Genomic DNA, 20,819 nt, shown 5'->3' with positions numbered 1-20,819 from the left:
GTTGGGTGGTTCGTCGCCGCGGCGAATGCGTCAGCGCTTGCCGCCCGGCGTCGCGAGGCCGATCAGGCCGATCAGCGACGCGACGGCGCCGCCCGCGATCAGCAGGATCGTCTTCGTCGCCGGCGAACCGGTGAAGAAGCGCGATACGTTGTCGTTGATCGAGTGGAACGACTGCCCGCCGAAATACAGCAGCACGACGCCGCCGACAAGCAGCGCAACCGAGATGACCCGGGGCATACAAACCTCGCTGAAACGGTGATTCGAGACGCCGCAGTGTAGGCGAGCGCCGCGGCCGCGTCCATCGCCGTGCGCGCATCGGCCGCGTTCGCTACCATGTCCGTCGTACGTTTCCTTCGCCGCCGGCGCGCCTCGCGCGGTGCCGGCGCGCGTCCGCCCTCCGACGTCCTGACGGGATTACTCATGGCCTACGAAGCAGCTTCCGAACGTTATGCCGACATGCAATACCGCACGTGCGGCCACTCCGGGCTCAAACTGCCCGCCCTGTCGCTTGGCCTGTGGCACAACTTCGGCGATGCGACGCCGATCGCGACGCAACGCGAGATCCTGCGCACTGCGTTCGATCTCGGCATCAACCACTTCGACCTCGCGAACAACTACGGGCCGCCGTACGGCAGCGCCGAAATCAACTTCGGGCGGCTCCTGAAGGAGGATTTCCGGCCATATCGCGACGAACTGCTGATCTCGACGAAGGCCGGCTGGGACATGTGGCCGGGGCCGTACGGCAGCGGCGGCGGCTCGCGCAAGTACGTGCTCGCGAGCCTCGACCAGAGCCTCGCGCGGATGGGGCTCGACTACGTCGACATCTTCTATTCGCACCGCTTCGACGCGCATACGCCGCTCGAGGAAACGGCCGGCGCGCTCGCGTCCGCGGTGCAGCAGGGCAAGGCGCTGTACATCGGCATTTCGTCGTATTCGGGGGCGAAGACGCGCGAGATGGCCGCGCTGCTCGCGCAGTACAAGGTGCCGCTGCTGATCCATCAGCCGGCCTACAACCTGCTGAACCGCTGGGTCGAGCACGAGCTGCTCGACACGCTCGACGAGATCGGCACGGGCAGCATCGCGTTTACGCCGCTCGCGCAGGGGCTGCTGACGTCGAAATACCTGAACGGCGTGCCGGCCGACGCGCGCGTCAACCGGCCGGGCGGCGGCTCGCTGAAGGAGGACCACCTGAGCGCGGACAACCTCGAGCACGTGCGCAAGCTGAATGCGATCGCCGAACGGCGCGGGCAAAGCCTTGCTCAGATGGCGCTCGCGTGGGTGCTGCGCAACGGGCGCGTGACGTCCGCGCTGATCGGCGCAAGCCGCGCGGAACAGGTGCGGGAAAACGTCGGAGCACTGAAGAACCTCGCGTTCTCGGCAGAGGAACTCGCGGAGATCGATCGCTACGCGACGGAAGGCGGCGTCAATCTGTGGGAAAAGCCGTCCACCGATCAGGCGATCTGACCGGTATGCGATGCGGCGCGCGACGCAGCCGCCGCATCGGGTCGACAGTCCGTTCCGCCGGCGCGGCGGAGCGGCGCATACGCAGCGCCGCTAGATCAGAGCAGGCAGCCCTTCGACCAGCAGCACCGCGACGCCGACGCCGAGCATCGCGCCCAGCACGCGCAGCAGGTTGTGACGGAAGTTGGTTGCGCACGGCACCGCGCCGAGGAAGAGCGCGCCGGCGAGCGCCATCGGGATCAGCAGGATGAAGTCACCAATCGTGAAGTAGGTGGTCATATGCGTGTCTCCTTGTCGACCGGAGCTGCACTTGCTCCGGACCCATGCCTGGGCAGTCTCGTTTTGCTCTGACCCGATTGAGAAAGGGGTGGTCAGTACGAGTATAGGAAACGCCGCACGCTTTTCGCTATCCGAACCATTAAAAAAGCACCAGAAATCTCAAGAAAACACCGGTTCGAACGCGAATTGGACGGCCGTCTTGCGGGTTTCTTTCCGTTTCCTTTCTGTTTTCGCGGGTTTGCATGCCGTTCGAATGAGCGGGGTCACCCGCCGTCGCCGGCGGGCGGCCGGTCAGGTCACGCGCGACGTGCAGGCGAACGGAACACGAGCACGAGCCCCGCAATGATTGCACCCATCCCGGCCAGCGCGAGCGGCTCGGGGCGATTGCCGAGCCAGACGGCATCCATCAGCGCGGTGACGACCGGCACGAGATAGAACAGGCTCGTCACGTTGACGAGATCGCCGCGCTGCATCAGCCGATAGAACAGCAGCTGCGCGACCACCGAGATCACGATGCCGAGCCACACGAGCGGCACGACGAACGCCCAGGTCGCGTCGAATGCGATCGGCCGGAACGGCACGATCGCCGCGCACAGTGCGAGCCCGATTGCGTTCTGCAGCGGCAGCACGTCGGCGGGCGCCGAGCGCACGCGCTTTTGCAGCAGCGCGCCGACGGTCAGCGCGACGAGCGCGGTGAGCGCGCAGGCGATCCCCGCGACCGGCACGTCGGCGCCGCCGACGCCGCGACAGACCACGAGCGCAAGCCCGGCCAGCGCAAGCGCGAGCCCTGCGATGCGCGTGGCTTGCCAGCGCCGTTCGACCCACGCGAGCGTGAGGACCGGCTGCACGCCGAGGATCGTCGCGAGCACGCCGGGCGCGATCCCGCGTTCGAGCGCGAGCAGATAGAAGATCGAGTAGCCGCCCATCAGCAGCACCCCGGTCACGGCCGCGATGCGCCGCTCGCCGGGCGCGGGCAGCCAGCGTCCGCGCGCGGCGGACAACGCGAGCAGCACGAGCGACGCGAGCGCGAAGCGCGCGGCGAGGAAGACGAATGCGGACGCGTGCCGCAGACCGAGTTCGGCGAAGATCGCGCCGCTGCTCCAGAGCAGGACGAAGAGCGACGTCGCCCCATGCGCGGCGAGCGCGCGTTTGAACGAAACCATGTGAATCCACCTGTCGAACGGATGAGAACGTTCCATGCGCACGTGCGCCGCGCCGTGCGTCACGACGCACGAACGGCGGGCAGGCGAATGGAAGACGGAACGCCGCCGGCGGTCAGCCGGCGAACGCCGCCGGAGGAGGCGGCGCCGCGACGACGAGCGGCGGTGCGACAGGGGGGGGAGGCGCCGCAGGATGCGCGCACGCCCGCGGCCGCGCGTCGAGCGGCGGCCGTGAAATCGGAAGGGCGGACGGTTGCGAATGCATCGTGGGCGAAATGCGCTGGAAAGCGAATGAACGTCAAAGGTACTGCAACAACGGCCTGCGTGGCAATCGGTGCGCGGGCGTCACGCGCCGCCCGGCCCGCCGTGCGAGCCCCGGAAGCGGCCGCCGGAGCGCCGGGCGCCGGATCGCCGGACGGTCACACTCGACAGGGTATGATGGGGGTGTCGCCCGTGCAAGCGCGCGGGGCGGCGCAGTGGTTGATTGGAGACATGCGACGAAATCGCGGCGCTTTGCCCGCCTCTTCCGCTTTTCGCGCTTCGATAAACCGTGAACAATGGGATACGCGCGGCCGCCATCGAAGCGGCGGCGCGTGTCGTGCATTTGCCGGCCGCGCAGGTTGGCCGGATCTCAAGATTCAAGAACGAGTGGGGAAACATCATGCATGTCGGGTCGATTGTCTGCACTACCCATATCGCGGTGCCGAAGGGCGCGCGCGGCATCGTCCAGCGCATCCTGGGCGACATGGCGATGGTGACCTGGTACGCGGGCGTGCCGGGCGAGTCGAAGGAACTCAACACCGAGCCGTTCTTTCTCGAGGACCTGATCGACACCGGCGAATCCGTGCTGCCGGCCGGCGCGGCCGTTCATTGAGCGGGCACGCCGCACCGAACGCTCGTCTTTCGGCCCGGCTGGCGGCACAATGCGGGGCATGAACGAAGTCACTTCCGCCTCCCCCGTCCCGTCCGGGCCACCGTTTGCCGGCCTCACGCCCGAGTGCGTGCTCGACGCGCTCGACAGCGTGCTGATGCCGGCCGGCCTGCGCACCGACGGGCGCCTGCTCGCCCTCAACAGTTACGAAAACCGCGTCTATCAGGCCGGCATCGAAGACGGCCCGCCGATCGTCGCGAAGTTCTATCGCCCGGCGCGCTGGTCGGACGACGCGATCCTCGAGGAACACGCATTCGTCGCCGAGCTCGCCGCGCGCGAGATTCCGGCGGTGCCGGCGCGCGTGTTCGACGGCCGCACGCTGCATGCGTTCGACGGCTTCCGTTTCTCGATCTTCGAGCGGCGCGGCGGCCGCGCGCCCGATCTCGACCGCGCCGATACGCTCGAATGGCTCGGCCGCTTCATCGGCCGCATCCACGCGGTCGGCGCGACCCGGCCGTACGTCGCGCGTCCCACGCTCGACATCCGCACATTCGGCTACGAGCCACGCGACTATCTGCTCGCGCACGATTTCATTCCGGATGACGTGCGGCCGGCCTACGAGACGGCGGTCACGCTCGCGCTCGAAGGCGTCGAGGCGGCATTCGAGCGCGCGGGCGAACTCCGCCTGCTGCGCACGCACGGCGACTGCCATCCGAGCAACGTGCTGTGGACCGACGCGGGGCCGCACTTCGTCGACTTCGACGACAGCCGGATGGCGCCCGCGATCCAGGACCTGTGGCTGCTGCTGCCCGGCGACCGCGCGGGCGCGTCGCGCGCGCTCGCCGATTTGCTCGCCGGCTACGAGGACTTCTGCGAATTCGAGCCGCGCGAGCTGCATCTGGTCGAGGCGCTGCGCACGCTGCGCCTGATCCACTACGCCGCGTGGCTCGCGCGGCGCTGGGACGATCCGGCGTTTCCGGCCGCGTTTCCGTGGTTCAACACGCATCGTTACTGGGAAGCACGCGTGCTCGAACTGCGCGAGCAGATCGGCGCGATGCAGGAAGGGCCGCTCTGGCCCGTGTGACGGACGTCACGGGCGCGCTCGCGCGGCCCGCGTCGCTCAGAACTTCAGCATCAGCTTGATCAGCGCGGCGAAGCGCGTGCCGTAGGGCGGCGCGAGCAGGTTGCGCGCGTTCAGGCGCGCCTGCGTCAGCACCGGCTTCATCTTCGAGAACGTCACGAAGCCGTCGTAGCCGTGATACGCGCCCATCCCGCTTGCACCGACGCCGCCGAACGGCAGGCTGCCGCACGCGATGTGCATCAGCGTTTCGTTGACCGAGACGCCGCCCGAGATCGTTTCGCACATCACGCGGTCGACCGTGCCACCGTCGTCGTCGAACAGGTAGAGCGCGAGCGGCCGAGGCCGCGCGTTCACGTAGGCGATTGCCTCGTCGAGCCGTTCGTACGGCACGAGCGGCAGCAGCGGGCCGAAGATCTCCTCCTGCATCAGTTGCGACGCGGCCGGCACCTGCGTGAGCGCGCACGGCACGAAGCGGCGCGACGCCGGATCGGACGTCGCGTCCGCAAGCGGGTGCAGTTGCGCGCCGGCCGCCTGCGCGTCGTTCGCGAGCTGCTGCAGCCGCGCGAAATGGCGGTCCGACACGATCGTCGTGTAATCGGCGTTGCGCGAGAAATCCGGATACATCGTCGCGAGCCGCGTGCGCGCGCGCTCGATGAACGCGGCTTCCATCCCGCGCGGCAGCAGCACGTAGTCGGGCGCGATGCAGGTCTGGCCGGCGTTCAGCGTCTTGCCCGCGACGATCGCGTCGACGGCCGCGTCGAAGCGCGCGTTCGGCCCGACGATCGCCGGCGACTTGCCGCCGAGCTCGAGCGTGACGGGCGTGAGGTTCTCGGCCGCCGCGCGCATCACGTGCCGGCCGACCTGCGTCGAGCCGGTGAACAGCAGGTGGTCGAACGGCAGCGCGCTGAATGCGGCGCCGATTTCCGCGTCGCCGTTCACGACCGCGACGTGGTCGCGCGAGAAGCACTTCGCGATCAACTGCTCGAACAGCGCCGAGGTGCGCGGCGTCAGTTCGGACATCTTGACGATCGCGCGGTTGCCGGCCGCGAGCGCGCAGATCAGCGGGCCCACCGCGAGCAGCACCGGGTAGTTCCACGGCACGACGATCCCCACCACGCCGAGCGGCTGCGGAATCACCTTCGCGCGCGCGGGCCGCAGCCACTTGTTCATCGGCTTGCGGATCGGCTTCATCCAGCGCTTGCCGTGCTTCAGCGCCTCGTCGATCTCTTCCTTCGCCATCCAGATTTCCGACAGCAGCACCTCCTGCTTCGCGCGATGGCCGAAGTCCGCGCTGATCGCGTCGGCGAGCGCGTCGGCATGATCGATCAGCATCGTGCGCAGCGTGCGCAGATGCTTCGCGCGGGTCTCCCAGTCGGGATACGGCGCGCGCAGGTAGGCGGCGCGCTGGCCGTGCAGCAGGGACGTCAGTGCGGCGAATTCGGGCAGGTCGTTCTTCATGTCGTCTCCTCCGGTTGGGCGTGGCGCGTCGGCCGGCAGTCGGGCCGCAGGCGCCCGCTTGACGCGTGCGGCGTAGCGGATCGGGGTGGGGGCGTTGCTGCGAGCGTCGCATCCGCGCGACGGTCGGTGCGCATCGACATGCTGCTGCCGGCGATGCGCGCTGCCTGTTTGCGCTGCGTTGCAGCGCGCGAAACGGACGCACGAACCGCCGCGTGCGGCGTCGCCGCACGCGCCGGCGCGATGCATCGCGAGACCGTCGCCGCCGGCTTCGGCAGCCTGCCGAACGATGCCGACGATGCGCGTTCCAAACACGCCGGCGCGACCCGCGCCGTTCGATCGTCACGCGTCGTCCGCATCGCGGCGCAGTCGCGCGCACCGGGCGTCGTTTGAAACGAAATGCCGGGCAGCGGCGGCGCGGCCGGAGCACCCGGTCGGCGCACGGCCTGCGGAACGTGTCGCTGCATGACGGTCACTCCCATTTCGCGACAGATCGGCTTCTGGCGGCCCGGTGCGTCGCGCCAAGCATCCACTAATCTTAAATTTAGTTCACGCGCGCGTTTAGAGGAATCGCTCTTGAATCCGCGCGCCGCGTGCGCGGCGGCGATTCCTACAATGCCCGAACACTACAAGACCCGGACCGCACGGCCGCGCCGGGCGCCATTCGTGACACGAAGGAGACGTGCATGCAATACGACTACCTCATTGTCGGGGCAGGTTCAGGCGGCGCGAGCCTCGCGGGCCGGCTCGCCGACGCATGCCCCGATGCGACGATCGCGCTGATCGAAGCGGGCGCGCACACCGAGCGCAACCTGCTCGTCAACATGCCGGTCGGCATCGCGGCGCTCGTGCCGTTCAAGCTCGGCACCAACTACGGCTACGAGACCGTGCCGCAGCCGGGCCTCGGCGGGCGCCGCGGCTACCAGCCGCGCGGGCGCGGGATGGGCGGCTCGAGCGCGATCAACGCGATGATCTACACGCGCGGCCATCCGCTCGACTACGACGAATGGGCGCAGCTCGGCGCGACGGGCTGGGGCTGGCAGGACGTGCTGCCGTATTTCCGGCGCGCGGAAGGCAACCAGCGCGGCGCGAATGCATGGCACGGCGCGGACGGCCCGCTCACGGTGTCGGATCTGCGCTTTCGCAATCCGTTCTCCGAACGATTCATCCAGGCCGCGCACGCGGCCGGCTATCCGCTCAACGACGATTTCAACGGGGCCACGCAGGAAGGCGTCGGCTTCTACCAGGTCACGCATCGCGACGGCTCGCGCTGCAGCGTCGCGCGTGCGTACGTCTACGGCCGCAACCGTCCGAACCTGCATGTGATGACCGATGCGACGGTGCTGCGCGTCGGCTTCGACGGCAAGCGCGCGGTCGGCGTCACGATCGCGCGCAACGGGCGCGTGGAGACGCTCGGCGCGCGCGCGGAAGTGATCCTGTCGGCCGGCGCGTTCAACTCGCCGCAACTGCTGATGTGCTCTGGCATCGGCCCGGCCGACCAGCTGCGCCGGCACGGCATCGCGGTCGTGCAGGATGCGCCGGACGTCGGCGCGAACCTGATCGACCACATCGACTTCATCATCAACACGCGCGTGAATTCGTCGGAACTGGTCGGCGTGTGCGTGCGCGGGCTCGCGAAGATGACGCCCGCGCTCGCGCGCTACTTCTCGAGCCGTACCGGGATGATGACGAGCAACGTCGCGGAGGCGGGCGGCTTCATCAAGAGCGATCCGTCGCTCGAGCGGCCCGACCTGCAGCTGCATTTCTGCACGGCGCTCGTCGACGATCACAACCGCAAGATGCACTGGGGCTTCGGCTATTCGCTGCACGTGTGCGCGATGCGGCCGTTCAGCCGCGGCACGGTGACGCTCGCGAGCGGCGACGCGCGCGATGCGCCGCTGATCGATCCGCGCTTCTTCAGCGATGCGCGTGATCTCGACCTGCTGGTGCGCGGCGCGCAGGCGATGCGCCGGATCCTGTCGCAGGCGCCGCTCGCGTCGCAGGGCGGGCGCGAGCTGTACACGCGGCCGGACCAGACGGAAGCCGAACTGCGCGCGACGATCGTTCAGCATGCCGACACGATCTATCACCCGGTCGGCACCTGCCGGATGGGCACGGACGCGCGCGCGGTCGTCGATCCGGAGCTGCGCGTGCGCGGCGTCGAAGGGCTGCGGGTGGTGGATGCGTCGGTGATGCCGACGCTGATCGGCGGGAATACGAATGCGCCGTCGGTGATGATCGGCGAGCGCGCGGCGGACTTCATCGTCGCCGCGCGCCGGGCGGGTGCGCCGCGCGCGGCTGCGGCGGCGCTGCACGGCCGCTGAGCGGCGCGCGCGGATGCTCAGGCAAACGTATCGACGAGGCCGACGCGGCTTGCGGTCGCGACCGTCGCCGCGGGTTGCGCGGCGTCGAGCGTCGCATCGGCGCCTGACGGTGCGCCGCCGCCGCGTCGCGCCGCTTGCCCGCCGGCGAACGACTGCTGCGGGTTCTGCTGCTGCGAAGCGAAGCCGCCGTCGCTGACGGTCGCGCTGCCCAGGCCGAGGCCGCCGGCTTCCATCGCGTCACGCAGCTTCGGCAGCGCGGCTTCGACCGCGTCGCGCACCTGCGGGTGCTGCGACACGAACAGCGCGTGCGCGTGATTGTCCGCGACCCGCAGCACGACCTGCAGCGGACCGAGATCCGGCGGATTGAGCGTCAGCTCGGCGCTCTGCTGGTGCGCGTTCGACAGGAACACGACCTTCTGGCTCAACGCGTCCGTCCAGTCGGCGGTGCCGACGTGCGGCGCGAGCACGTGCGCGTTCGCGGCGGCGATGCCGTTCGCGGCCGCCGCCACCGGCGCGTTCGCTTGCGCGGCGGCCGTCGCGGCAGCCAGCGCCGCACCGGCCGGAGCGGCGGCGTCCTGCGTCGCTGCGAGCGCATGTGCCGCATCGGGTTTCACCGCATCGGCCTGGACCGGCTGCGTGGGCGACGGCTGGGCCTGCCCCTGTTGCGAGGCGAGCGCGCCCTTCGCGTCGGTCAGCGTCTTGTCGAACGTCGGGGCTTTCGGCGTCAGCGGCACGGCGGCCGCGGTCGACAGGGCCGGCTGCGCAGCCGTACCCGTGGCCGCGTCCGCAGCCGGCATCGCAGCGGCGTTCGCGTCGCCGGTGAGCTTCGCGAGCGCGGCATGCAGCATGTCGCGGCTCGTCGCCGGTTCGTCGGTCGCGACTGCCGGCTGCGCATCGCCCTTCGTCGCGTTCGCGGCCGCCGCGAGGGCGGCCGATGCCGCGTCGCCGGCGCGCGACAGCGTATCGGCGGACGGCGCGTCGGTCGCGACCGGCTTGGCGTCGGGACGCGCCTGCAATTGCGCCTGCACGGCGGCCGCGGCGGCGAGTGCGGCCGCATCCGGGTTGACGGCCGCGGTGGCGTCGTCGCGGGTCTTGTCGTCGGACGAGCCGGACGGCTTCGCGTTGCCGGCGACGGTCGACGGCGAGCTCGATGACGTCGAAGGCGTCGTCGTCGACGACGACGACGCATCGGCCTGCGCCGACGACGTGCGCTGCGACGCGACGCTTTGCTGCAGCGTCTGCGCGAACGGCAGCGCCGAACTGGCGGCATCGGTCGCATTGCCGGCCGCATTGCCGGCCGCGGATGCATCCGCGGCGGCTGCCTTGCGGCCGGCCTTGAGGGCGGAGCCGGCCGTATCGATCAGTGCGCCGAGCAGGGACAGGGAGGGCATGGCGTATCTCTCGTTCGATTGCGTTGGACGGTTACGTCGACTTTGCCGCGTCGGCCCGCATCCGCAGGATCTTCGCGGCATGCTCGTCGGCCTCGCGCTGTTCGCGCTTCGCGGTGCGGACCGCTTCCTGCGCGACGCCGCGCGCCTGCAGGATTTCATACGAGCCGACGGTGCGTTTCTTCAGCTGCCAGTGGGGGCGGGCTTCGTCGATGCGCGCGTCGGCGGCGGCCAGCACGTTGCGCTGCTGGGTGATCGCCGCGTCGAGCGTGTCGAGGAAGGCCTGGAAATTCCGCCAGTTGCCGGCGGGCATCCCGTGTTGTGCGGATTGCGCGAAGCGCGCGTGATATTCGTCGCGGTAGCGCAGCAGCGAGTCGAGCTGGTTGGCCGCGTCGGTGCGTTCGCGCTGCGCGACGCCGAGCTGCCGGGTCGCCGCGTCGAGATCCTCGTTGGCGCGGTCGAGCAGGATCTGCAGGGGAAAGCCTTGTGCCATTTAGCGTCAGCCTCCGTGGATGAACAGCGCATCGAGGCCGGCCAGGCTCGCGTCGTACGGCGCGCATTCGCGGAAGCCCTGCTGCAGGAACGCTTCGATGTGCGGGTAAAGCGCGATCGCGCGGTCGAGCTGCGCGTCGCGGCCGGGCGCATAGGCGCCTACCGCGATCAGGTCCCGGTTGCGCTGGTAGCGCGACAGCATCTGCTTGAACTGGCGCACGTGGTCGAGGTGGGTCTCGTCGATCAGCGCGGTCATCGCGCGGCTGATCGACGCCTCGATGTCGATCGCCGGATAGTGGCCGGCCTCGGCGAGCGAGCGCGACAGCACGATGTGGCCGTCGAGGATCGCGCGCGCCGAATCGGCGATCGGGTCCTGCTGGTCGTCGCCTTCCGTCAGCACCGTGTAGAACGCGGTGATCGAGCCGCCGCCTTCCGGCCCGTTGCCGGTGCGCTCGACGAGCGCGGGCAGCTTCGCGAACACCGACGGCGGATAGCCCTTGGTCGCGGGCGGCTCGCCGATCGCGAGCGCGATCTCGCGCTGCGCCATCGCGTAGCGGGTCAGCGAATCCATCAGCAGCAGCACGTGCTTGCCCTGGTCGCGGAACCATTCGGCGAGCGCCGTCGCGTACGCGGCGCCCTGCATCCGCAACAGCGGCGACACGTCGGCGGGCGCCGCGACCACGACCGAGCGCGCGAGGCCGTCCTCGCCGAGGATCTGCTCGATGAACTCCTTCACTTCGCGGCCCCGTTCGCCGATCAGGCCGATCACGATCACCTCGGCGCTCGTGTAGCGCGCCATCGTGCCGAGCAGCACCGACTTGCCGACGCCGGAGCCGGCGAACAGGCCCATCCGCTGGCCGCGCCCGACGGTGAGCAGCGCGTTGATCGCGCGCACGCCGACGTCGAGCACATGGTGGATCGGCTCGCGATCGAGCGGGTTGATCGACGCCGCGGTGAGCGGCGCGTCGACCTTGGACGCGAGCGGGCCGAGGTTGTCGAGCGGGCGGCCCGATGCGTCGACGACGCGTCCGAGCATTTCCCAGCCGACCGGCAGGCGCTTGGCGCCCGCGAGCGGATCGGCGACCGGCGCGCGCTCGAGCGGCCAGACGCGCGCGCCGGGCAGCACGCCCGCGACGTCGGTGGTCGGCATCAGGAACAGGCGGTCGCCGGCGAAGCCGACGACTTCCGCCTCCGCCACCGGCAGCGTGCTGCCGGGCGGCAATTCGATCGTGCATTCGGCGCCGACCGACAGGCGCAGCCCGATCGCTTCGAGCACGAGGCCCGCCGCGCGGGTGAGGCGGCCGCACGGGCGCAGCGGCAGCGCGTGGTGGCTGCGCGCCGCCAGGCCGTTCAGGTGCGTGCGCCAGTGCGCGAGGTGAGGGTTGTGCGGCGCGCGCGGCGCGGCGTCGGCGGCGGAGGCCGGCGCGGGCTCGCGCGGGGTGTCCGGGCCGAACGACGCGAGCGCGAGTTCGCGCTCGAGCGGCGTCATGCCGTCATGCGCGAACGATTCGGGCGTGGGCGTCACCATGCGCTCACCTTGCCGATCGCGGCGGCGACGCGCTGCCAGCGGGTCGGCAGCGTCGCGTCGACTTCGCCCGTCGCGGCGTGCGCGCGGCAGCCGCCGCGCTCGATCGTCGCATCGGTGCGCACGCTCCAGCCGAGCGCGTCGAGTTCTTCCTGCAGGTACGCCTCGACGACCGGCAGGTCGGCGGGATGCACCGCGAGGTGAGGCGCGCCCGACAGCGCCGGCTCGGCCGCGAGCACGTCGCGCACCGCGGCGACGAGGGCGGCCGGGTCATGCTTCACGTGCTGGCGCACGACCTGCTGCGCGATGTCGAGCGCGAGCTGCGCGACGTCGGCGGCGAGATCGTGCTCGGCGGCGGCCAGCGCCTCCCGGAACGACGCGGCGAGCGCCGCAAGCTGCGCGGCCTGCTCGCGCACCTCGGCCTGGCCGGCCTCGAAACCCTGCTGGTGGCCCTGCTCGTAGCCGGCCTGGTAGCCGTGCGCCTGGCCCTCGACGTGACCGGTCGACAGGCCTTCCGCGTGCGCGGCGTCGCGCACGCGCTGCAATTCCTCGGCGAGCGCGGCGGCCGCCGCCGCCGCGGTGTCGGGCGGCGGCGGGGGAGGCGGCGGGTCGAACGACGCCATCTCCCAGCGCTGGTAGGCGCTGACGTCTCCCGCGCGTTCGCTCGCCGGATCAGACATATGCGTCTTCCGCCTTGCCGCCGATCACGATCTGGCCGCCTTCGGCGAGGTTGCGCACGATCTGCAGGATGCGGCGCTGCTGCGTCTCGACTTCGGACACGCGCACCGGGCCGCGCGCGTCGAGATCCTCGGCGAGCAGTTCGGCCGCGCGCTGCGACATGTTCGCCAGGAACTTCTGGCGCAGCGCGGGCGGCGCGCCCTTCAGCGCGATGATCAGCGTTTCCGACTCGACTTCCTTCAGCAGCAGCTGGATCGCGCGATCCTCGAGGTCGAGCAGGTTCTCGAACACGAACATCTGGTCGATGATCTTCTGCGCGAGGTCCGGATCGTACTGGCGGACGTTCTCGAGCACGCCTTCCTCGTGCACCGACGTCATGAAGTTCAGGATCTCGGCCGCGGTGCTGATGCCGCCCATCGGGCTGCGCTTCAGGTTGTCGCTGCCGGACAAGAGGCCCGACAGCACGTCGTCGAGCTCGCGCAGCGCGGCCGGCTGGATGCCGTCGAGCGTCGCGATCCGCAGCAGCACGTCATTGCGCAGCCGCTCGGTGAAGCACGACGCGATCTCGGACGCCTGGTCGCGGTCGAGATGCACGAGGATCGTCGCGACGATTTGCGGATGCTCGTTCTTGATCAGCTCGGCCACCGCGCTCGAATCCATCCACTTCAGGCCTTCGATGCCGCTCGTATCGCTGCCCTGCAGGATGCGGTCGATCAGCACGCCGGCCTTGTCCTCGCCGAGCGCCTTCGTCAGCACCGAGCGGATGTAGTCGTTCGAATCGAGCGACAGCGCGGTGTGCTGTTCGGCTTCCTTCGCGAACTCGTTCAGCACGTTCTCGACCTGCTCGCGCGTGACGTTGCGCAGCGCGGCCATCGTGGCGCCAATCTTCTGCACCTCGCGCGGCGCGAGGAATTTGAATACCTGCGCGGCCTCTTCCTCGCCGATCGACATCAGCAGGAGCGCGCTCTTGGTCAAGCCTTCAGCGTTCATCGTTCACCCAGCTCTTCACGACGGTTGCGACGATCTTCGGATCCTGGCGGGCGATCGTGCGTGCGTAGTCGAGGTTGCGCTCGTAGCGGTGCTTCTCGTTTTCGAAGCCGAGCAGCAGCGCGTCGGCGTCGTCGTTCGCGGCGGCCTTCTCCGGCGCGGGCAGGCCGTCCAGCGCGACCGCGTCTTCCGGCGCCGGCAGCGCGGGCGCGGCCAGCTCGGGCGGCGGGAACGCGCGGCGCATCGCCGGGCGCACCACCGCGAAGTACAGCACCGCCGCGACCGCCGCGATGCCGAGCCACTTCGCGGCTTCCTTCGCCATGTCGATCATGTCCGGCTGGCGGTACCACGGCAGGTCGGCGTACGGATCGCCGGCGGCCGTGAACGTGCTGTTGACGACGTTCACCGAGTCGCCGCGCTTCGCGTCGTAGCCCATCGCGTCCTTCACGAGCTGCTCGACCTGCGCGAGCTTCGCGGGCGGCAGCGGCTGCATCGTCACGTGGCCCTTCGAATCGGCGACCGGCTGGTAGTTGACGACGACCGCGACCGACAGCCGCTTCACGCTGCCCATCGGCTGCTCGACGTGGCGGATCGTCTTGTCGAGCTCGTAGTTGGTCGTCGAATCCTTGCGGTCGCTGACCGGCGTCGTCTGCGGCCCGTTCTGGCCGTTGCCGGCGACGATCGGCGCGGAGGCCGGCTGCGGCGGCGTGTTCGACAGCGCGCCCGGCACGCCCGACGCGCCGCCCTGCGCGAGCTCGGTCGCGGTGCTGGTCTGCTGGCTGCGGATCGCGGTCTGCTGCGGCGTGCCGTTCGGGCCGTAGCTTTCCGAGGTCTGCTCGAGCCGCGCGAAATCGATGTCGGCGCTCACCTGCGAGCGTGCGTTGCCGGTGCCGAAGATCGGCGCGAGGATCGCGTCGATGCGCTTCTGCGTGTTGCGCTCGACCTGCTGCACGTACTTGAGCTGGCTCGCGTCGAGGCCGGTTGCCGACGCCGGCTGCGTCAGCAGGTTGCCGTCCTGGTCGACGATCGTGACGTTCTTCGCGGGCATGTCGGGCACGCCGGACGACACCATCCGCGTGATCGCCAGCACCTGGCCCTCGTCGAGCACGCGGCCCGGGTAGAGGTCGACGAACACGGACGCCGACGGCGCCTCGCGGTCGCGCACGAACACCGACGGCTTCGGGATCGCGAGATGCACGCGCGCCGTGCGCACCGCGTTGATCGATTCGATGGTGCGCTGCAGCTCGCCTTCGAGCGCGCGCTGGTAGTTGATCTGCTCGGCGAACTGGCTGATGCCGAATTTCTGGTTGTCCATCAGCTCGAAGCCGACCGAGCCGCCCTTCGGCAGCCCGAGCGCCGCGAGTTTCAGGCGCGTTTCGTGGACCTGGTTGGCCGGCACGAGGATCGCGCCGCCGGCGTCGGCGAACTTGTATGGAACGTTTGCCTGCTGGAGCGCGGTGATGATCGCACCGCCGTCGCGGTCCGACAGGTTGCTGTACAGCACGCGGTAGTCGGGCGCGCGGGTCCACAGCACGAGGGCGACGATCACGGCGACCGCGAAGGCGGCGGCGATGATGAACGGCAGCTTCGGGTTGCCGCGCATCCGCGCGATGCCCGGAATCCGTTCAGCGAAGCCGCCGAGCCCGAAGTCCACGCCTGCGCCGCCGGCCCCCGGCAGCGCCGCGGCCGCGGCGGCGCCGGGCGCCGGGCTGGCGAGGCCAGTGCGGGCGTCGGGATTGATCAGCGAATTGGCCTGCGAATCCATGCGTCGAGGTTCTCCGGAGCGGGACGACTGAGCCGCTCGGACGAGCGGGCGGACAATGACACGATGCGATTATCGTGACGCCGCCCCCGATCCGATCGCCCGAAAAGAGCCGGGTTTTCCCCGTACTTTCACGGCTTTGCCGGACGGTGCGCTGCTATGCTTTTTCGCGATCCGGTATGGCGGGCGCGCGCGACACGCGCCGACGGCCCGCCCGGCCTGGCCCGAACGGGCCCTCTTTTTTGGATGCGGAGACAGCATGACGGCGAACGTCGGCGGAATCGGTTCGGTATTGCAACAGATGCAGGCGATGGCGGCGCAGGCGGCGAGCGGCGCGGCCAGCCCGACCGCGGCGGTCGCCGGTTCCGGCGCGGCGACGGCCGGGACCTTCGCGAGCGCGATGAAGGCGTCGCTCGACAAGATCAGCGGCGACCAGCAGCACGCGCTCGGCGAGGCGCACGCGTTCGAGGTCGGCGCGCCGAACATCTCGCTGAACGACGTGATGGTCGACATGCAGAAGGCGAACATCGGCTTCCAGTTCGGGCTGCAGGTCCGCAACAAGCTCGTGACCGCGTACAACGAAGTCATGCAGATGCCGGTCTGACCGGCCGGCGATCCGGGGGCCGGCCATCCGGGGGGGGCGGCCGTCCGGCGGGCCCTCGGTTCTGCCTAAAGCTTTTAACTTCCTTTCCGATAACTCCGGGAGTCAGCCGCGTCGCGGGCGCAGGCTATCCAGATCCAACGCATCAACAAGGAGAAGCGCATGTTTTCCCCAGGACACGCTGGAGCCAATGCGTACGCGCGCGTCGGCGTCGAGACGGGGGTGATGGGCGCGTCCCCGCATCGCCTGATCGCAATGCTCTACCAGGGCGCGCGGCAGGCCATCGCGCTCGCGCGCATGCATCTGCAGCAGGGCAACATCGCGGCGCGCGGCGAGGCGATCGGCAAGGCGATCCGCATCGTCGAGAGCGGCCTGCAGACGTCGCTGAACCGCGATGCGGGCGGCGACATCGCGGTGCGCCTCGATGCGCTGTACAGCTACATCGGCAAGCGCCTGCTGCAGGCGAACATGCAGGGCAGCGAGGCCATGCTGGTCGAGGTCGACGGGCTGCTCGCGACGCTCGAGGAAGCGTGGGTCGGCATCGGCCCGGACGTTGCGCGGATGGCCGCCCAACAGGCCGCGGACCAGCAAAGATGAACCGGAAGGACGAGTACTTCGCGCGCTACGAGGCGATCGCGGCCGTGTCCGGCCGGATGCTGCACGCCGCGCGCGGCGCCGACTGGAACGCGCTGTCGGGGCTGCAGGAGGAATACCTGCAGCTCGTCGACGGGTTGAAGGAGGCCGGGCAGGGCATCGCGCTCGACGAGGCCGAACTCGCCCGCAAGCTCGACCTGATTCGCCGCATTCTGGCCGACGACGCCGCGATTCGCGATCTCGCGAGCCCGGAGATCGCGCGGCTGTCCGCGCTGTTCGAGACGCAGCGCTCGACCAAAGTGCTGACCGACCTGTACCGCGCGCGCGCGCGCGGCTGACCGCGCGGGTTGCGCGCGCCCGGCGCCGCCGGTTTCCGAATTCGCATCGATGTTGCAAAGGTGAGCAGGTTCCGATCATGACCGGTATCGACACCGTAGCCGCCGCGTTGCTGGCCAGCCGCCTCGACAGCCTGCTGACCGGCGCCGTGTCGCCGCCGTCCGGCGGCGGGGCGGCCGCGCAGGTCGGCGCGCAGGCCGCCGGCGCCTCCGCGGCGCCGGCGCCGGCGCCGCCTGCGGCGTCGATCCCGCAAGCGTCCGCGCAGACGGCGCTGTCCGACGTCGGGCTCGTGCTCGACGCAATCTCCCGTTTCGGCGGCGACGCGACGCCGGCAGTCGTCGGCCGGACGCCGCTGCTCGCCGATCCGACCGTGCTGCTGGCCGATCCGGCGGCGCAGGCGCCAGGCGGTGCGCGCGCGGCCGTGCCACAGGACGCGGCGCGCCAGGCGGCGCTCCCGTCCGGCCAGGCCGCATCGTCCGCGCAGGCCGCGCGCGATGCGTCGGCCGCGCCGCCAGTCGTGGCGCTGCGCGCCGCGCTCGCGCAGGCCGTGAGCGAAAGCGGCCTGTTCTACGAATCCCATCTCGCGCAATGGCTGGCCGGACAGCGGCCGCTCGCGGCGCTCGCGCGCGAGCCGCAGGCGCGCCTGCTCACGCCCGCCGACGCGCATCCGCCGGCGGCCGACAGCGCGCTCGACGACCTGCTCGACGCCCGCTTGCCGCTGCCGTCGCCCGCGCCTCGCGCGGCGGCCCAGCAGACACCGGGGCAGGGCGTGCCGGCCGGCGCGCCGCCGCGCCCGCCTGCGCATGACTTCCTCGGGCCCGACGCGGTGCAGGCGCGCGGTGCCGGCGCTGCCGACGCGCGCCCCGAAGCCGCCGATTCCCGCTGGACCCCCGCGCGCGCCGCGCTGGCCAACGCAGCGGCGTCCGACGCGCAGGGCGCGGCGCCCGTGACCGTGCATCCGGCCGCCGTGCCGCTCGTGCGCCAGCAGCTCGACGTGCTCGCGACCGACCAGTTCCGCTGGATCGGCGAAGCGTGGCCGGGCGCGCGGCTCGACTGGACGATCGAGCCCGACGACTCGGGCGGGCACGCGGCGCGCGGCGACGACGCCGGCGACGGCATCGCATGGCGCACGCGGCTCACGCTCACGCTGCCGTCGCTCGGCACGGTCGATGCGGAGCTGGTGCTGAACGGCGAGCAGCTCGTCGCGCGGCTGCGCGCGAACGAGGCCGGCGCCGGCCGCCTCGCGCGGCACGAGGCCACGCTGCGGCAGCGGCTGGAGGCGTCGGGGCTGCAGCTCGGCGGGCTGTCGATCCGCGCGGTCGACGGCGCGCCGGACGGCTTCGACGCGATCGCCGCGAAGGCGGCCGCGGCTGCCTATGCGCGCGGCGGCGGCGCCGACGACGACGGAGGCGCGCGATGAGCGGGCCGTCCCGCAAGCGCGCGGCCGCGCTCGTCTATGACGCGAAGGGCGGCGACGCCGCGCCGCGCGTGATCGCGAAGGGCTACGGGGCGGTCGCCGAGATGATCGTCGCCCGCGCCCGCGACGCGGGGCTCTACGTGCACACCGCGCCGGAGATGGTGTCGCTGCTGATGCAGGTCGATCTCGACGATCGGATCCCGCCGCAGCTGTACCAGGCGGTCGCGGACCTGCTCGCGTGGCTGTACGCGCTCGAGCGCGCAGACGCAGGAGCGGGCGGCGCGCCGCCGGACTTCCCGCTGCCGCCGCTGCGCTGATGCGGCCCGGCCTGCGCGGGCTCGCCAATTGAGCCCGGTCGCAATTTATGTAATGATATCCATTCTCATTTTCATGTCCTGCGGGCGGCGCGCTTTACCGGCGCGCCGCCCGTCGTTTTGAACGAATGGAATTCCCTGCGTGAACGCGCCCGAAACGATCGATACGCCCCAGGCGGGTATGCCCCAGGCGGGCACGCCCCGTGCTGGCGTCACCGTGCTGCCCCACCCGGCGGCGGCCCGCCGGCTGACCGGCGACGAGCTTGCCGCGCGCCGCCAGCGTTCGCGCCGCGCGACCTTCATCAAGTGGCTGCGCAAGGTGCATGGCTGGGTCGGCTTGTGGGGCGCGGTGCTGGGGCTGCTGTTCGGCGTGACGGGCATCGTGCTCAATCACCGCGCGCCGCCGCTCAAGATCCCGACCGGCGAACCGCAGGTCGAGGAGATGCAGCTCGCGCTGCCGAACCCCGCGCCCGCGACGCCCGCCGCGATGACGAAGTGGCTGGCGCGCGAGCTGCGCTTCGACGGCCGTCCGGGCCGGGTGCGCAAGGACCCCGCGCAGCCCGTCGCATGGGGCGACCGGCGCGTGATGCAGCCCGAGCACTGGCAGTTCGGGCTGTTCGGGCCGCACCAGAACCTGCAGGCCGAATACTGGGTCGGCAACGGCTACGTGTCGGTGAAGCGCACGGGCAACTCGTTCCTGACGACGCTGAACAACCTGCATCGCGGCGTCGGGATGAACCTCGGCTGGGTGCTGCTGATGGACACGATCGCCGGCTCGCTGATCCTGCTGTCGCTGACGGGCGTGCTGCTGTGGACCGAGCTGAACAAGCGCCGCACGGTCGGCGTCGTGCTGGTGGCCGGCTCGGTCGCCGCAGCGCTCGTCGCGGGGCTCGTCTAGGGCCGCGGAGGTCGCGGCTCAGATGCCGCAGGCCTCGCCGCCGCGCGCCGCGATCTCGCGCGCGGCCTTCGCGCCTTCGACCTGCAGGATCGTCGGCAACGATACGTGGTTCTTCGCGGCCGTGACCTCGGCGAGGATCGAGATCGCGATTTCCGGCGGCGTCCGGCTGCCGATGTAGATGCCGGCCGGCCCGTGCAGCCGCGCCAGTTCCGTGTCGCTCAGGTCGAATTCGCGCAGCCGCTCGCGGCGCGCCGCGTTGTTGCGCCGCGAGCCGAGCGCGCCGACGTAGAACGCGGGCGTCTTCAGCGCTTCCATCAGCGCGAGATCGTCGAGCTTCGGATCGTGCGTGAGCGCGATCACCGCCGAGCGCGCGTCGAGCTTCATGTCGAGCACGGTGTCGTCGGGCATCGTGTGCACGACGCGCGTGCCCGGCACGTCCCAGGCGTCCGTGTATTCGTCGCGCGGATCGCACACCGTCACCTGGTAGTCGAGCCCGACCGCGATCTGGCACAGGTAGCGCGACAGCTGCCCCGCGCCGATCACGAGCATCCGGTAGCGCGGGCCGTGGATCGTCACGAGCCGTTCGCCGTCGAACGCGACGCCGTCGGTCGCCTGCGCGGGCGACAGCGACGCGCGGCCCGTCGCGAGCGTCATCGTGCGGGTGACGAGGCGGCCCGCCTCGACCTCCGCGCACAGCGCGGCGACGCCGCTGTCGCGCGTCAGCGGCTCCAGCACGAGCTGGATCGTGCCGCCGCACGGCAGCCCGAAGCGGTGCGCCTCCTCGGCCGTCACGCCGTACTTCACCGCTTCCGGCCGCGCGTCGGCCGCGATGCCGCTCGCATGCACGCGGGCGATCAGGTCGTCCTCGATGCAGCCGCCCGACACCGAGCCGACGACGAGTCCGTCGTCGCGCACCGCGAGCATCGCGCCTTCGGGGCGCGGCGACGAGCCCCACGTCCTCACGACCGTCACGAGCAGCACGCGGCGGCCTTCTTCGATCCAGCGCGCGCTGGTTTTCAGTACATCGAGATCGACGCTTTCCATCATCTGTTTCCTGTTGCTGGACGGTCCCGCTGGTGCGGGCCGCCGTTCGATGGCGGGATTATGAACCGCGCGGCGTGAGCATGCAGGCGGCTATGCCGCCCGGCTGGGCGAATCTGGAGGAATGGGCAAAACATCGCGACGATCGGACAAGG

Annotated in this window: 21 protein-coding genes; 10 read left to right on the top strand and 11 right to left on the bottom strand. The window is 70.7% G+C overall.

Going from position 1 to position 20,819, the window contains the following annotated elements; translation table 11 throughout:
* Positions 1 to 30: 30 nt before the first annotated feature.
* On the bottom strand, positions 31 to 237 hold the full coding sequence (locus ACFIMZ_RS18470) for a DUF3185 family protein (RefSeq protein ID WP_431820783.1): 207 nt from the start codon (positions 235 to 237) through the stop codon (positions 31 to 33).
* A gap of 183 nt (positions 238 to 420) precedes the next feature.
* Between ACFIMZ_RS18470 and mgrA the strand changes: the two genes are divergently transcribed.
* Positions 421 to 1,464 (top strand): L-glyceraldehyde 3-phosphate reductase, encoded by a 1,044-nt coding sequence (gene mgrA / locus ACFIMZ_RS18465; protein WP_431820782.1) that lies wholly within the window; start codon positions 421 to 423, stop codon positions 1,462 to 1,464.
* Between the two features lie 90 nt (positions 1,465 to 1,554).
* Here the strand turns inward: mgrA and ACFIMZ_RS18460 are convergent, their stop codons facing one another.
* Both ACFIMZ_RS18460 and ACFIMZ_RS18455 read right to left on the bottom strand, forming a co-directional pair.
* Entirely contained in the window at positions 1,555 to 1,740 is a 186-nt protein-coding gene (locus ACFIMZ_RS18460; protein ID WP_010090370.1) for a hypothetical protein, read from the bottom strand.
* Between the two features lie 296 nt (positions 1,741 to 2,036).
* Positions 2,037 to 2,903 (bottom strand): DMT family transporter, encoded by an 867-nt coding sequence (locus tag ACFIMZ_RS18455; RefSeq protein WP_431820781.1) that lies wholly within the window; start codon positions 2,901 to 2,903, stop codon positions 2,037 to 2,039.
* A 658-nt stretch (positions 2,904 to 3,561) separates the two neighbouring features.
* Here ACFIMZ_RS18455 and ACFIMZ_RS18450 point away from each other — a divergent pair.
* Complete coding sequence (locus ACFIMZ_RS18450) at positions 3,562 to 3,774, top strand: hypothetical protein (RefSeq protein WP_029226305.1); 213 nt, start codon at positions 3,562 to 3,564, stop codon at positions 3,772 to 3,774.
* 49 nt (positions 3,775 to 3,823) lie between these two features.
* Positions 3,824 to 4,855: a serine/threonine protein kinase gene (locus ACFIMZ_RS18445; RefSeq protein ID WP_431820780.1), complete on the top strand. Its 1,032-nt coding sequence runs from the start codon at positions 3,824 to 3,826 to the stop codon at positions 4,853 to 4,855.
* A 36-nt stretch (positions 4,856 to 4,891) separates the two neighbouring features.
* Here the strand turns inward: ACFIMZ_RS18445 and ACFIMZ_RS18440 are convergent, their stop codons facing one another.
* Positions 4,892 to 6,310: a coniferyl aldehyde dehydrogenase gene (locus ACFIMZ_RS18440; protein WP_431820779.1), complete on the bottom strand. Its 1,419-nt coding sequence runs from the start codon at positions 6,308 to 6,310 to the stop codon at positions 4,892 to 4,894.
* Positions 6,311 to 6,993: 683 nt separating this feature from the next.
* Here ACFIMZ_RS18440 and ACFIMZ_RS18435 point away from each other — a divergent pair.
* Positions 6,994 to 8,631 (top strand): GMC family oxidoreductase, encoded by a 1,638-nt coding sequence (locus ACFIMZ_RS18435; protein WP_431820778.1) that lies wholly within the window; start codon positions 6,994 to 6,996, stop codon positions 8,629 to 8,631.
* A 17-nt stretch (positions 8,632 to 8,648) separates the two neighbouring features.
* On the opposite strand, the gene ACFIMZ_RS18430 is transcribed toward ACFIMZ_RS18435, so the two are convergent.
* The 6 genes from ACFIMZ_RS18430 to fliF are packed head-to-tail and all read right to left on the bottom strand — an operon-like array spanning position 8,649 to position 15,466.
* Complete coding sequence (locus ACFIMZ_RS18430; protein ID WP_431820777.1) at positions 8,649 to 10,022, bottom strand: flagellar hook-length control protein FliK; 1,374 nt, start codon at positions 10,020 to 10,022, stop codon at positions 8,649 to 8,651.
* Positions 10,023 to 10,053: 31 nt separating this feature from the next.
* Positions 10,054 to 10,512 carry a flagellar export protein FliJ gene (gene fliJ, locus ACFIMZ_RS18425; RefSeq protein ID WP_431820776.1) on the bottom strand — a complete coding sequence of 153 codons (459 nt, stop codon included), beginning with the start codon at positions 10,510 to 10,512 and terminating at the stop codon, positions 10,054 to 10,056.
* Between the two features lie 6 nt (positions 10,513 to 10,518).
* The gene (gene fliI, locus ACFIMZ_RS18420; RefSeq protein ID WP_431820775.1) at positions 10,519 to 12,039 is read right to left on the bottom strand and encodes a flagellar protein export ATPase FliI; all 1,521 of its coding nucleotides are present in this window, start codon (positions 12,037 to 12,039) and stop codon (positions 10,519 to 10,521) included.
* Positions 12,033 to 12,716 (bottom strand): flagellar assembly protein FliH, encoded by a 684-nt coding sequence (fliH, locus tag ACFIMZ_RS18415; RefSeq protein ID WP_431820774.1) that lies wholly within the window; start codon positions 12,714 to 12,716, stop codon positions 12,033 to 12,035. Before fliH ends, fliI begins: the two co-directional genes overlap by 7 nt.
* Positions 12,709 to 13,704, bottom strand: a complete 996-nt coding sequence (gene fliG, locus ACFIMZ_RS18410; RefSeq protein WP_431820773.1) for a flagellar motor switch protein FliG — start codon at positions 13,702 to 13,704, stop codon at positions 12,709 to 12,711. The genes fliH and fliG overlap by 8 nt, the downstream gene beginning before the upstream one ends.
* Complete coding sequence (gene fliF, locus ACFIMZ_RS18405; protein ID WP_431820772.1) at positions 13,694 to 15,466, bottom strand: flagellar basal-body MS-ring/collar protein FliF; 1,773 nt, start codon at positions 15,464 to 15,466, stop codon at positions 13,694 to 13,696. Before fliF ends, fliG begins: the two co-directional genes overlap by 11 nt.
* Before the next feature lie 256 nt (positions 15,467 to 15,722).
* Here fliF and fliE point away from each other — a divergent pair, with 256 nt between their 5' ends.
* The 6 genes from fliE to ACFIMZ_RS18375 all read left to right on the top strand — a co-directional run bounded on the left by fliE (position 15,723) and on the right by ACFIMZ_RS18375 (position 19,623).
* Positions 15,723 to 16,067 carry a flagellar hook-basal body complex protein FliE gene (fliE, locus tag ACFIMZ_RS18400; RefSeq protein WP_431820771.1) on the top strand — a complete coding sequence of 115 codons (345 nt, stop codon included), beginning with the start codon at positions 15,723 to 15,725 and terminating at the stop codon, positions 16,065 to 16,067.
* Between the two features lie 159 nt (positions 16,068 to 16,226).
* Positions 16,227 to 16,661, top strand: a complete 435-nt coding sequence (fliS, locus tag ACFIMZ_RS18395) for a flagellar export chaperone FliS (protein ID WP_431820770.1) — start codon at positions 16,227 to 16,229, stop codon at positions 16,659 to 16,661.
* Positions 16,658 to 16,996 carry a flagellar protein FliT gene (locus ACFIMZ_RS18390; RefSeq protein WP_431820769.1) on the top strand — a complete coding sequence of 113 codons (339 nt, stop codon included), beginning with the start codon at positions 16,658 to 16,660 and terminating at the stop codon, positions 16,994 to 16,996. The genes fliS and ACFIMZ_RS18390 overlap by 4 nt, the downstream gene beginning before the upstream one ends.
* Positions 16,997 to 17,073: 77 nt before the next feature.
* Positions 17,074 to 18,414, top strand: coding sequence for a flagellar hook-length control protein FliK (locus ACFIMZ_RS18385; protein WP_431820768.1), 1,341 nt, complete (start codon positions 17,074 to 17,076; stop codon positions 18,412 to 18,414).
* Positions 18,411 to 18,728 carry an EscU/YscU/HrcU family type III secretion system export apparatus switch protein gene (locus ACFIMZ_RS18380; RefSeq protein ID WP_431820767.1) on the top strand — a complete coding sequence of 106 codons (318 nt, stop codon included), beginning with the start codon at positions 18,411 to 18,413 and terminating at the stop codon, positions 18,726 to 18,728. The genes ACFIMZ_RS18385 and ACFIMZ_RS18380 overlap by 4 nt, the downstream gene beginning before the upstream one ends.
* Before the next feature lie 139 nt (positions 18,729 to 18,867).
* Positions 18,868 to 19,623, top strand: coding sequence for a PepSY-associated TM helix domain-containing protein (locus ACFIMZ_RS18375; protein WP_431820766.1), 756 nt, complete (start codon positions 18,868 to 18,870; stop codon positions 19,621 to 19,623).
* An 18-nt stretch (positions 19,624 to 19,641) separates the two neighbouring features.
* Here the strand turns inward: ACFIMZ_RS18375 and ACFIMZ_RS18370 are convergent, their stop codons facing one another.
* A complete protein-coding gene (locus ACFIMZ_RS18370) occupies positions 19,642 to 20,667 on the bottom strand; it encodes an XdhC family protein (protein ID WP_431822527.1) in 1,026 nt (341 codons plus the stop codon).
* Positions 20,668 to 20,819: the final 152 nt, after the last annotated feature.

This window comes from Burkholderia sp. F1 (genome assembly GCF_050813845.1).
Lineage (GTDB): Bacteria > Pseudomonadota > Gammaproteobacteria > Burkholderiales > Burkholderiaceae > Burkholderia > Burkholderia ubonensis.
Note: the sequence above shows the minus strand (reverse complement) of the source record. Positions and strands in the feature narration are given on the sequence as shown.